This window comes from Streptomyces sp. SL06, from assembly GCF_058244745.1.
Window position 1 is genome coordinate 4466592 of record NZ_JBSYOT010000002.1, and the last position, 12144, is coordinate 4478735.

General features: G+C 72.5%; 8 protein-coding genes. 1 reads left to right on the top strand and 7 read right to left on the bottom strand.

Features of this window, described 5'->3' with window-relative positions:
• Window positions 1–104 precede the first annotated feature (104 nt).
• Window positions 105–518, top strand: a complete 414-nt coding sequence (locus AC4IHM_RS20405; protein WP_490868445.1) for an organic hydroperoxide resistance protein — start codon at window positions 105–107, stop codon at window positions 516–518.
• Here AC4IHM_RS20405 and AC4IHM_RS20410 read toward each other — a convergent pair whose 3' ends face one another.
• The 7 genes from AC4IHM_RS20410 to AC4IHM_RS20440 all read right to left on the bottom strand — a co-directional run bounded on the left by AC4IHM_RS20410 (window position 519) and on the right by AC4IHM_RS20440 (window position 12031).
• Window positions 519–2084 (bottom strand): hypothetical protein, encoded by a 1566-nt coding sequence (locus AC4IHM_RS20410; RefSeq protein WP_490868446.1) that lies wholly within the window; start codon window positions 2082–2084, stop codon window positions 519–521.
• 92 nt (window positions 2085–2176) lie between these two features.
• Complete coding sequence (locus AC4IHM_RS20415) at window positions 2177–3463, bottom strand: hypothetical protein (RefSeq protein WP_490868447.1); 1287 nt, start codon at window positions 3461–3463, stop codon at window positions 2177–2179.
• A complete protein-coding gene (locus tag AC4IHM_RS20420) occupies window positions 3460–5685 on the bottom strand; it encodes a bifunctional glycosyltransferase/CDP-glycerol:glycerophosphate glycerophosphotransferase (protein ID WP_490868448.1) in 2226 nt (741 codons plus the stop codon). The genes AC4IHM_RS20415 and AC4IHM_RS20420 overlap by 4 nt, the downstream gene beginning before the upstream one ends.
• 7 nt (window positions 5686–5692) lie before the next feature.
• On the bottom strand, window positions 5693–7900 hold the full coding sequence (locus AC4IHM_RS20425; RefSeq protein ID WP_490868449.1) for a bifunctional glycosyltransferase/CDP-glycerol:glycerophosphate glycerophosphotransferase: 2208 nt from the start codon (window positions 7898–7900) through the stop codon (window positions 5693–5695).
• A gap of 459 nt (window positions 7901–8359) precedes the next feature.
• A complete protein-coding gene (locus tag AC4IHM_RS20430; protein ID WP_490868450.1) occupies window positions 8360–9277 on the bottom strand; it encodes a carbohydrate ABC transporter permease in 918 nt (305 codons plus the stop codon).
• A complete protein-coding gene (locus AC4IHM_RS20435; protein ID WP_490870885.1) occupies window positions 9274–10557 on the bottom strand; it encodes a carbohydrate ABC transporter permease in 1284 nt (427 codons plus the stop codon). Before AC4IHM_RS20435 ends, AC4IHM_RS20430 begins: the two co-directional genes overlap by 4 nt.
• A gap of 67 nt (window positions 10558–10624) precedes the next feature.
• Window positions 10625–12031, bottom strand: a complete 1407-nt coding sequence (locus AC4IHM_RS20440) for an ABC transporter substrate-binding protein (protein WP_490870886.1) — start codon at window positions 12029–12031, stop codon at window positions 10625–10627.
• Window positions 12032–12144: the final 113 nt, after the last annotated feature.

Sequence of the window (12144 nt, forward strand, 5' to 3'; positions counted from 1 at the left end):
GCCCGTCATTTAGTTGTACGCAACTTAATAGTGTGCTCTACTTGTCGGTACCGGAAGACCGGCGCCGGACGCCGGCCCGCCTCGACTCAGAAGGACGGTTCCCCATGGACGCGCTCTACACCGCCGCCGCCACCGCCACCCACGGCCGCCAGGGCCGCGCCGTCAGCTCCGACGGCAAGCTGGACCTCGCGCTCGCCACCCCCGTCGAGATGGGCGGCAACGGCGAGGGCACCAACCCCGAGCAGCTGTTCGCCGCCGGATACGCCGCCTGCTTCGGCAGCGCCCTCGGCGCCGTCGGCCGGCAGGCGAAGGTCGACGTCAGCGACGCCGCGGTGACCGCCGAGGTGGGCATCGGCAAGCAGGGCGAGGGCTTCGCGCTCGCCGTCACCCTCCGCGTCGAACTGCCCGAGGGCCTCGACGCGGAGACCGGCCGCAAGCTGGTCGAGCAGGCCCACCAGGTCTGCCCCTACTCCAACGCCACCCGGGGCAACATCCCGGTCGAGCTGGTCGTCGAGTAGTCACCGACCGCCCCCGACCCGCGCCAGCACCTCCCCCGTCCGCTCGCTCCACGCCACCACCACCGCCTCCTGCGGCACCCGCTGCCGGCGGGTCAGCAGCAGCCAGCGGACGTGGTAGCGGCGGACGACGGAGGCGCGCTCGGCGCGGGTGGAGCCGGGCCCGAGATACGCCTCGACGGCCGCCACCCGCCGCTCGCGCTCCCGCTCGTCCAGCGCCGGGTCGGGCCAGGGGGGCGCCGCGAGGTTCGGCCCGTACCCGGCGAGGGCGCGGCGGGCGTAGTAGCCGTCGGTGAGCACGACCTCACCGGGGCCGATGTACCGGGTCGCCCACTCGTACGACGGCCAGCGCGGCGGGTGGCTGGTGAGGCCGGCCGGGTCCAGCGAGCGCGGCACCAGCGCCCCCGCGTGGACCGTGAGGAAGCCCAGCAGCGCCCCCGCGGCCGCCGCCCCGCCCAGCAGCCGCCGCCACCGCCCCCACGGCCGCGGCGCCGCCAGCTCCACCGCGAGCGCGAACTGCAACGGCACCACCGTGAGCCCGAGGATCCGGCCATAGGTGTAGTGCCCGCTGAACCAGCCGTACGCCACCACCGCGCAGTCCAGCACGAACATCAGCACCAGCGGGTCCCGTGCCGAGCGGCGCCCGCGCATCCACAGCGCCGGCAGCCCGAGCAGCGTCAGCCAGAACTCCCCGGGCACGCGCAGATACAGGACCCGGTGGATCTCGTCCACGCTGCCGTCGCCGCTCAGCGCGAACACGTTGAAGTACGGCCAGACCGCCCCCGTCGCCACCGCCGCCGCGCCCGCCAGGGCCCACCGCCCGGCGACCTCCCGGCGCCATCCGCGCTGCCATCCGGCCACCAGCGCCACCGCGCCCAGCACCGCCGCCACCGAGGTGATCGGGTGGATCAGCAGGATCAGGCCGTAGAGGACGCCGAGCCCCGCGTACCCGGGCAGCCCGCGCAGTCCGCCCGGCCCCACGTACCGCACCCGGCGCGTGTCCCGGGCCAGTGACCCGGTCAGCGCCCAGGCCCAGAAGGTGAGCCCGATCGCGAACGCCGACGGGTAGCCGAGGTTGCCCGTCATCGACAGCAGTCCGAGATAGCCGCTCCACCAGGCCCGCTCGGTGCCCCACAGCAGCGTCATCGCGCCCAGTGCCAGCACCGGCGCCCACGGCCGCGGGCTCAGCACCCGCACGAAGCGGTTCAGGCCGGTCAGCAGCACCAGCAGATTCACCGGCCCGGCGAGCCGCACCACCTCCCAGCCGCCCAGCCCGGTCAGCCGCGCGAACACGCCCTGCGCCACCGCGTACGGCGAGTAGTACGCGCTGCCCTCGCCCGGCAGGTCGGCCATCGGGTGGCGGGGGTGGAGCAGGTCGGCCTTGAGGCGTTCGACCACGGCCGCGTGCTGCCCGGCGTCGCAGCACAGCGGCACCGCCCAGTACGCCAGCGACATCAGCAGGAAGAACAGGAGGCCGACGACCTGGTACGGAGTGGGACGCCAGACGCGGCGGGGGCGCAGCGCCGTCGCACCGAGCGCGGACCGCCGGACGAGGGCGCCGGCGCTCACCGGGCGAGAAGAAGATGTGACATTCGGGGCATTTGTCGTATGTTCCCGGCGGGGTCGGTGGCATGACCCCAAGTCACCTCAACGGGTGATGCTCAGCCGGCGGCGGGTACCCGGTCGACCCGGTCGACGTGCCCCGCCGCCGGCCGCGCCGCCCGGCCCCGCACCACCGGCTCCAGCAGCAGCGGGATGCCCACCACCGGCAGCAGCCACGCCAGCACGATCAGCCGCTCGCCCCAGATGTTGATGTCCGGATGCCCGGCCTGGGTGAGGAACCCGGTGCACGCCGCCGCGACCAGGAAGCCGCCGACCGCGCCCCCGCGCCGCAGCGCCCCCCACGCCCCGGCGCCCAGGGCCGCGACGAACAGCGGCTGCCACGCCTGCCGGCGCAGCCACTCCGCCCAGAAGTTGCCCTGCAACCGCCAGAACTCCGGCCACGGACGCTCCCGGTCGGGCAGCGCGAAGTGGTCGGTGAGCAGGTCTTGCAGACTGTCGGACTCGGAGGGGTAGTGCAGCAGCCGCGCCAGCGCCAGCGTGACCACGACGCCGGCCAGCCCCACCGCCGCGAGCGCGAGCACGCCCCGGTCCGCCGGCCGGCCCCGGCGCCGGCGCCGCAATGCGATCAGCGCGCCCGCCCCCGCCAGGCACAGCCCGAGGAACAGCGCCTGGGAGTGCTTGACCGTGAACAGGGCGAGCAGCGATCCGGCGACCAGGGCCGCCCCGGCGCGCGGGCGTCCGGCCCGCAGCACCAGCGCACAGCCCCACACCGCCGCCAGGGTCAGCGCCATCAGCAGACCCTCGGTCATCGGGCGCATCGCGGTCGTCCCGGACGGCAGCACGTAGTACAGCGCCTGTCCGGCGAGCGCGAGCGGCACCGGCACGGACAGCGTGCGCAGGATCAGGAAGGCCAGGACGCCGCCCGCGCACGTGATGACGACGCCCGCCGCCCACAGCCCCCAGGTCACCCCGAAGGCCATGACGAACGGCACCAGGAACACCGGATAGCCCGGCCGCACCTCGAAGATCCGCATGAAGCGCTCCGGCATGTACGGCACGGTGTGCCCGCCGGTCTGCCCGGCCGCCAGCCGCGGTTCCACCAGCCGCCACTCCTGCTCCCGGCACTGGTCCACCACCCGCTCGGTGGGGTCGGGGCGGTGGAAGCGGACCACGTGCACGCTCTGCTCCCGGCGGGCCCGCGCCGCCCGGCTCGCGCACACGTAGTCGATGGTGGCCGCCGCGGCCTCCCGCTTGCCCTCGCCGCTCAGGCTCAGCGCGTACGACAGGTAGTTCTTGGTGTCGGGGGTGTCCCGGCCGGTGATGTTCGCGAGCTGGAGCACGGCGAACACCGCGGCCAGGACCAGCACCCAGCCGCGCGGCCTCATGGAGAGGGCAGCAGGCCGTGCCCCGCCGCGAGGACTCGGGCACCCGGGACGGCGCAGGGCTCGGGCTCGGGCATCGACTCGCCCAGCATCAGCGTGCGGACGACCCGCTCGGCCGCGCGGCCGTCGTCGTACTCGCAGAACCGGGCCCGGAACGCGGACCGCCGCCGCGCCGACTCCTCGTTCCGCCACGCCCCGGAGGCCAGCAGCGAGGCCAGCTCCGGGTAGGAGCGCGACACCTGGCCCGGGGCCTCGGCGGTGATGTCGAAGTAGGCGCCGCGGCTCGCCGTGTACGCGCCCCAGTCGTCGGCGTGGATCACGATCGGCCGGTCCAGGAGCGCGTAGTCGAACATCAGGGCGCAGTAGTCGGTGATCAGCAGGTCGGAGGCGAGCATCAGGTCCTCGACGTGCGGTTCGTCCGTCGCGTCGATCAGCACGCCCCGCCGGTGCAGCTCCGACAGGCCCATGCCGCGGGCCGGTCCGGTGGCGAGGGACGGGTGCAGCCGGACCACGAGGGTGTGGCCCGCGCCGAGGTCGGCGGCCAGCCGGGCCAGGTCGACGCGCTCGACGTGCCCGCCGCGCCGGTACTCGCGACGGGTCGGCGCGTACAGCACGACGGTGTCGCCCTCGGGCACGCCGAGCCGTTCCCGGACCCGGCGGCCGTCCTCGGGGCCCGCGTTCACCAGCGCGTCGTTGCGCGGGCTGCCGGTGCGCGCGGACGTGAAGTGGCACGGGTACGCCCGCTCCCACACCCGCTCCGAGTGCCGGTTGGCGACCAGGCTGTAGTCCCAGCGGTCGGACCGGCGCAGCATCTGCGGCACGTCGAGACCGAGCCGGGCGCCGGGCTTGTCCAGCAGGTCGGCGCCCATGTACTTGAGCGGGGTGCCCTGGTGGGTGTGGATGTGGACGCTGCCGGGCCGCTTGGCCACGGCCCCGGGCCAGTTGACGTTGTTGACGAAGAAGGTGGCCCGCTCGGTCACCCGGCGGTAGGCGGAGCTGCCCGGCAGCACATACTCCGTGCCGGGCGGCAGCAGGGCCGCGGTGTCCTCGTCGCGGACCACCCACACCCCGCGCAGATGCGGGGCGATCTCCCGGGCCCGCTGGTAGATCGCCGCCGGGTCGCCCAGTATGCCGCGGTGCGAGAAGGCCGAGTACACGGCGAGAGCGGGGTCCGGCGGACGGTGGCCGGCCGCGGCGGAGCGGACCCGGCCCAGCCGCCCGACGGCCGCGTCGCGGGTGCGGCCCGCCCTGCGGCGCAGCTCGCGGCCCGCCCGTCCCGACTGCCGCCACACCTGGTAGGCCGGGTAGCCGTGCTCCAGCACCCGCAGCCCGGCCGGGGTCCCGGCGCCCGCCGGCCGGCGCGCGCGGAACATCTCGGCGGTGCGGTGGAAGAACTCGGCCTTGTCGGACGGGGGCAGCCGGTCCGGCTTGGTGAGGATGTCCAGACAGTGCTCGGCCATCTTGGTGTGCAGGAACGGCCGCCAGTGCGCCAGTTCGGGGTGGTCGTCGAGGAACGCGAAGACCCGCTCGTACTGCCCGTGGACGTCGAAGTGCTTGCGGCTGGTGGTGGACAGGATGTTGCCCTGGCGGCGCTGGCGGTAGTGCAGGCAGATGCGGTCGAGGGTGGCGATCCGCTCGGCGCTGAACATCACCGGGAAGGTCCAGGGCGTGTCCTCGTAGTAGCCCGGCGGGAAGGTGAAGCCCTCCCGTTCGACGAAGTCGCGCCGGTAGACCTTGTTCCAGACGACCATCAGCAGGCTGAGGATCTCGGGGTACTCGGCGGCGGTGAAGGTGCCCCCGCCCGCCTCCGTGAGGATCCGGGCCAGGACGTTGCGCCGGGTGCCGCCCCACCAGTAGGTGCGCGCGTAGTCGAAGACCAGCACGTCCGGGTCGTCCGTCTCCGTGACCCGGTCGGCCATAGCCCGCAGCGAGCCCGGGGTGAGGGTGTCGTCGCTGTCCAGGAAGAAGAGGTAGTCGCCGGTGGCGAGCGGCATCCCGGCGTTGCGGGCCCGGCCGAGGCCCACGTTCTCCTCCAGGTGCAGCACGCGCACCCGGTCGTCGCGGGCCGCGTACTCGTCGAGGATCGCGCCGCAGCCGTCCGGCGAGCAGTCGTCCACGGCGATGACCTCGATGTCCCGGTAGGACTGGTCCAGGACCGAGTCGAGGCACTCGCGCAGGAAGCCCTGGACCTTGAAGCAGGGGATGATGACGCTGAAGCGGGGCACTGCGGGGTCAGCTCCTTACCAGGGTGGCGGCGGCGGGGGCCGGGACGCGCTCGGCGAGGGGCGTCACCGGCGGGATCGCCTCCGGCGGCTCGCCGAGCAGCACCCTGCGCACCACCCGCTCGGCGGCGCGGCCGTCGTCGAACTCGCAGAACCGCTCCCGGAACGCCGCCCGCAGGGCCGTCGACTCCGGGCCCGCGTACGTGCCGTCGGCGAAGACCCCGGCCAGTTCCTCCGGGGTCCGGGCCACCGGGCCCGGGGGCGCCGCCATCAGGTCGAAGTAGACGCCGCGGGTCTCCCGGTAGATGTCCCAGTCGTCGGCGTAGACGACGATCGGCCGGTCCAGGTTGGCGTAGTCGAACATGATCGACGAATAGTCGGTGATCAGCGCGTCCGCGGCCAGGCACACGTCCTCGGAGGAACGGTGCGCCGTGACGTCGATGATCCGGCCGCTGCCGCGCGCGCCGCCGCGGTCGTAGAAGTAGTGGGCGCGCAGCAGCACCACCACGTCCTCGCCCGCCGCCGCGCAGAACGCCTCCAGGTCCAGTCCTCCGGCGCCGAAACCGGTCTCGTAGTCGCGGTGGGTGGGCGCGTACAGGACGGCGGTCCTGCCCTCGGGGACGCCCAGGGCGCGGCGGGCGCGGGCCACGTCCTCGGCGGTCGCCGTGAGGTAGACGTCGTTGCGCGGGTAGCCGTACTCCAACTGCTCGTACGAGCCGGGGAAGGCACGCTCCCACATCTGGGTGGAGTGGCGGTTGGAGGACAGGTTGTAGTCCCAGCGGTCCACGCGGCCCAGCAGCTTGGCGAAGCTGCCGGTGGCCGCCGCCACCACCGGGTACGTCGACTGGTCGACGCCCATCGTCTTCAGCGGCGTGCCGTGCTGGGTCTGCAGATGCACGCTGCCGGGCCGCTTGACCACGCCCTCGGCGAAGTTGGCGTTGTTGACCAGGTACTTCGCGCGGGCCAGCACCTCCCAGCCGCGCCGGCTGCCGATGACGGCGTGGTCGACGTCCTTGGGCACGGTGTGCGCCTGGTCCGGCTCGACCAGGAACACCGCCCGCAGGTGCGGGGCCAGTTCGCGGGCCTTGGCGTGGATCGCGGCCGGGTTGCAGGCGTAGCCGCGGCCCCAGTAGGCGCAGTACACGACGAGGTTCTCGTCCAGGGGCCGGCGCAGCTCGCGCCGGTAGAGCAGGCGGGTGCGCAGTCCGTGCGGGCGCGGCAGGCGCCTGAGCGTCCCGGCCGCCGCCCGGTTGGCGGCGCGCAGGGTGCGGAACCCGGTGTACGACCCGGACGCCAGCAGCCGGTACTGCACGCCGAGCCGGCCGCCCGGCGGCCGGAAGGAGGGCGGGCGGTGCTGCCGGTAGAGGTGACCGGCCCGGGTGAAGAACTCGCGGCGCCCGCGACGCGTCAGGCGGCGTGCATGGGTGGCCGTCTTGAGGACCATCGCGAAGAGCTGCTCGAACAACCGCGCGTGTCGTTCCTCCGGCAGGCCGCGCTCGGCGGCGTGCGCGAGGGCCAGCCCGGCCTGGTCGAGCAGGTCCGCGTGGTGATCGCCGGGGGCGTTCAGCCGGCTGCCCTGGCGGCGTACCAGATGCCGTACGACGACGGAGCGCAGCACCGCCATGCGCTCGGCGTCCGCCGCGACCAGGGCCCCGAAGCCGACATCCGTGAAATTCCGCTCGGGGAAGGCCAATCGCCGCTCGGCCAGGAAGGCGCGGCGGTAGACCGCGCTCCACGCCGGGAGCTGTACGCCGGTGAGGTGCGGGGCTTCGGCCGGGGCGAAGGCCCCGCGCGGCGTCCTCGCCAGCAGCGGGGCGGCCGGGTTCGTCGGGGGGTCCAGCCACCAGGGGACCCGCTGGTGCTCGAAGTAGAGCACGTCGACGCCGCCGGTCTCGGTCAGCCGGGCGTCCAGTGCCGCCAGCGCGCCGGGTTCGAGTACGTCGTCGCCGTCGAGGAACAGCAGATACGCGCCGGTCGCCGCGCGCATCCCGGTGTTCCGGGCCCCGGCAAGTTGGGCCGAGGGCGGCGAGTGCACGGGGGTCACGCGGGGGTCCCGCTCGGCGCGGGCGCCGGCGATCTCCGCCGCGGTGCACTCCGGAGCGTCGCAGACCGGGATCAGTTCGAAATCACCGAAGGACTGAGCGAGAACCGAATCCAGCGTCTGGGACAGCCGGCCCGTGACCCCATGGGTCGGGACGACGATGCTGAAACGGGGCATACTGCTTTTTTCTCCTCTTTCCGGTATGTCGGGAACTCTCCCGGACGGATCAGGCTACCGGCTGTCCGGGCCGTCATTTCCTGCCCGGTCCTCCCGTGGGGCGCCAGGTGGACGGCCTGGTCGGAGCGGGGCGCGACGAGCCGTGCGACATGTGAACTCCCTGTGGAGAAACGGCGATCGGGCGTGGTCGCGGGGGCACGACCGATCGGTCCGGGCCCGCGTGGTCGAACGTGGGCGCCGGCCGTCACCCGATGGGCGGAGCGGTTCGAACCGGTGTGTGGGGACAAGGGCACAGAACCTTTGCACGGCGGCGTCCTGGGTCGGCGGTGCGGGTGTTCGGGTGAACGGTCGGTGGAGTGATTTGGTTACGATCCCTGCGGCATTCGGGGGATCCCGCGCGCACGGCGGAGGGGGCGGACCGGTCATCCGTCCGCCCCCTCAAGGGTCGTGCTTCGCCGCCTACTTGACGGCGCCCGCCATCACACCGGAGACGAACTGCCGCTGGAACGCGAAGAACACGGCCAGCGGGATCACCATGGAGATGAACGCTCCCGGCGCCAGCACGTCGATGTTGTTGCCGAACTGCCGCACCTGCGTCTGCAGGGCGACCGTGATCGGCTGGCTCCCGGAGTCCGAGAAGATCAGCGCGACCAGCATGTCGTTCCACACCCACAGGAACTGGAAGATGCCGAGGCTCGCGATCGCGGGCCCGCCCAGCGGCATCACGACCCGGACGAACAGCCGCAGTTCCCCCGCGCCGTCCAGCCGGGCCGCCTCCAGCAGTTCCCTGGGGATCTCCGCGAAGAAGTTCCGCAGCAGGAACACCGCGAAGGGCAGACCGAAGCCGACGTGGAAGAGGATCACGCCGAGAACCGACCCGAAGAGGCCGATCTTCCCGAACAGTTCGGCGATCGGGATCAGCGCGACCTGGACCGGGACGACCAGCAGCCCGACCACGGCCAGGAACCACCAGTCGCGGCCGGGGAAGTCCATCCACGCGAAGGCGTAGCCCGCCAGCGACCCGATGACCACGACCAGGACCGTCGCCGGGACCGTGATCAGCACGGTGTTGAGGAGGGAGGAGGTGATGTCGCCGTTCCTCAGCAGCTCCTCGTAGCTCTGGAAGGTCAGCTGGGACGGCTTGGTGAAGACCTCCCACCAGCCGCTCGCCGCCATGTCCCGGGGTGTGCGCAGGGAGGAGAGCAGCAGGCCGATCGTCGGGACCAGCCAGAACAGGCCCACCACGATCAGGAACACCTGGACGAGACCGCCGCTGACGGTCTCGGCGAGCCGCGTGCCCAGCGACCGCCTCCCCTTGACGACGCTCTCCGGGGGTTCCGTGGCCGCCCCGCCGAGGGCACCCGCGTCCGCGCTCATCGCCGCACCTCCCGCCGCAGTCGCCGTACGTTGAACCACATCACCGGGATGACCAGGAGCAGCAGGAACACCGCGATGGCGCTGGCGATGCCCGGCTGGTCCGAGGCGAAGCCCTTGCGGTACAGCTCCAGGGCGAGCACGTTCGCGTCGTCCTGGGAGGAGCCGGGGGCGATGATGAAGACCAGGTCGAAGACCTTCAGCACATTGATCATCAAGGTGACGACGACGACCGCGAGGACCGGCGCGAGCAGCGGCACCGTGACCCGTCTGAAGACCTGCCACTCGTTGGCACCGTCGACCCGGGCGGCCTCCAGCAGCTCCCGGGGGACCCCGGCGAGACCGGCCGCGATCAGCACCATGGCGAAGCCCGCCCACATCCACACGTACGAGCCGATGATCGCCGGGGTGACGAGCGAGGGGCCGAGCCAGTTCAGGCCGTTGTACGGCTCCTCGAAGTTGCCGGCGGGCAGTCTCAGCAGCGCCCCGTCGGCCGCGGCCGGCAGCGTGAAGGTGCCGTCGCCGGCCGCCTTCGTCGACGCGACGACCTTGCCGTCCTTGACGGCCTCGATCTTCATCCCGGCATAGCCCAGCTCGGTGGCGTCGACGCCGTTGAGCTTGCCGACGCCCTTGCCGCGGGTGAAGTCCTGCCAGGTGGTGCCGGTGATCCTGTCGTCCGCGGGCTCGGCGGCTCGGGCCCTCTTCGCGCCGTCCGGCAGCACATCCGGGGCGACGCCGACGAGGGGGAGCGCGACGACCTCGCCCACGCCGACCGGCCGCTTGGTGATGAACGCGCCCCCGCCGGCCGGCTTCAGCGGCGACTCACGGCCCGGGTGCGCCTTCGGGAACGCGGACGACTCGGCGAACGTGTCGTGCACCCCGACCCACACCGCGTTCGCGACGCCCTTGTCCGGGTCCTGGTCGTACACGAGGCGGAAGATGATGCCGGCCGCCAGCATCGAGATCGCCATCGGCATGAAGACGACCAGCTTGAACGCCGTGCCCCAGCGCACCCGTTCGGTCAGCACCGCGAAGATCAGACCGAGCGCGGTGGCGACCGTGGGCGCGAACACCACCCAGATGATGTTGTTCTTCAGGGCGGTGCGGATGCCGTCGTCGGTGAACAGCGCCTCGTAGTTGTCGAATCCGGCGAAGGAGTCGCCGGACTGGTCGTAGAAGCTGCGGATCAGCGAGTACCCGATCGGGTAGACCACGAGCGCGCCGAGCAGCACCAGGGCGGGCAGCAGGAACAGGGCTGCCACGGTCCTGCGAGTGCCGGTCACGCTCTTGCGCGACTTGGGGGCGGCAGGGCCGGGTGAGGTCCCTGCCGCCGTGGCCGACGTCATCGCGTCAGTCCCCGTAGGCGGCGGCCGCGTCCGACTCCAGCTTCGCCTGGGCGCCGGAGACGTCCTTCGGGTTCTTCAGGAAGTCCTGGAGCGTCTTCCACTCGCCCTTGCCGGGCGTGCCGCCGAAGGCCTGCGGGGCCTGGTCCGACATGTCGAAGCGGAAGTCGTCGCCGGCCGCGACCAGCGCCTCGGCGATCTTCTTCTGCACGTCGTTCGGGTACGCCGAGGAGTCGACGTTCTTGTTCGGCGACAGGTAGCCGCCGAGCTTCGCCTGGATCGTCGCGGCGTCCGGGGAGGCCAGGAAGGTGGCCAGCGCCTGCGCCGCCTTCGACTCCTTCAGGATCACGGCCGCGTCGCCGCCGGAGACCACCGGCGCGGTGTCGCCGACGGCCGGGAACGGGAACACCTTCGCGTCCGTGCCGATCTTCGCGTCGGTCTCACCGATGTTGACCTGCACGAAGTCACCCTCGTAGACCATGCCCGCCTTGGGCTGGTCGCCGCCGGTGAAGGTCTGCGTCACCGAGGCCGGGAACTCCGTCTGCAACGCGCCGGACGCGCCGCCCGCGACGAAGTCCTTCTTGCCCCAGACCTGGGCGAGCGTGGTCAGCGCCTCCTTGACGGACGGGTCCGTCCACTTGATCTCGTGCTTGGCCAACTGGTCGTACTTCTCCGGGCCCGCCTGCGAGAGGTAGACGTTCTCGAACCAGTCGGTGAGGGTCCAGCCGTCCGCGCCGCCGACCGAGAACGGCGTGACACCGGAGTCGTAGATCGTCTGGGCGGTGGTGAGCAGCTCGTCCCAGGTCTTGGGTTCGGCCGCGCCCGCGTTCTCGAAGACCTGGGCGTTGTACCAGATCAGGGACTTGTTGGCGGCCTTGTAGTAGACGCCGTACTGCTTGCCGCCGACCTTGCCGATGTCCTGCCAGCCCTGCGAGTAGTTCTCCGTCAGCTCCTTGGCGGCCTCCGCGCCCAGCGGCTTGGCCCAGCCCTTGTCGACGGCCTGCTTGATGGCGCCGGGCTGCGGGAGCATCGCCACGTCCGGCGGGGCGCCGCCCGCGATCTTCGAACCGAGGAAGTTGATGATCGGGTCCTGGGCCGGCACGAAGGTCACCTGGGCGCCGGTGCGCTTCTCGAACTCGGCGAGGACCTTCTTGAAGTTCTCCTGCTCGGCGCCGGTCCAGACGGCGGCGACCTCCAGGCTCTCGCCGTCCAGCTTCGGGAGGGTGACGGAGGAGGCCGGCTTCTTGTCGCCGCCCGTCGTGCCCCCGCTGCCGCCACCGCCGTTGTCGTCGTCGCCACCGCACGCGGTGAGCGAGAGCGCGAGCGCTCCCGCGGCGAGGCCGGCGGCGGCCCGGGTGGTCCTGCTGAGCGTCCCGCGGGTGCCGCGAGACCGCATGGTGCTGCTCGTGCGCATTACTGCCCCGTTCATCGTTCCTCGTCGAACGTCCAGCGCTGTTCCGTGCGCTCTGGTGTACGCCAGGGGGGTGACAGCGGCAAGACCGCGTTCGCGGTCAACGGGGCGATCGT

Coding starts and splice junctions, on each gene's coding strand:
- AC4IHM_RS20415 (WP_490868447.1), bottom strand. CDS start 3,463: ATGAGGCCGCGCGGCTGGGTGCTGGTCCTGGCCGCGGTGTTCGCCGTG.
- AC4IHM_RS20430 (WP_490868450.1), bottom strand. CDS start 9,277: ATGAGCGCGGACGCGGGTGCCCTCGGCGGGGCGGCCACGGAACCCCCG.
- AC4IHM_RS20440 (WP_490870886.1), bottom strand. CDS start 12,031: ATGCGCACGAGCAGCACCATGCGGTCTCGCGGCACCCGCGGGACGCTC.
- AC4IHM_RS20405 (WP_490868445.1), top strand. CDS start 105: ATGGACGCGCTCTACACCGCCGCCGCCACCGCCACCCACGGCCGCCAG.
- AC4IHM_RS20425 (WP_490868449.1), bottom strand. CDS start 7,900: ATGCCCCGTTTCAGCATCGTCGTCCCGACCCATGGGGTCACGGGCCGG.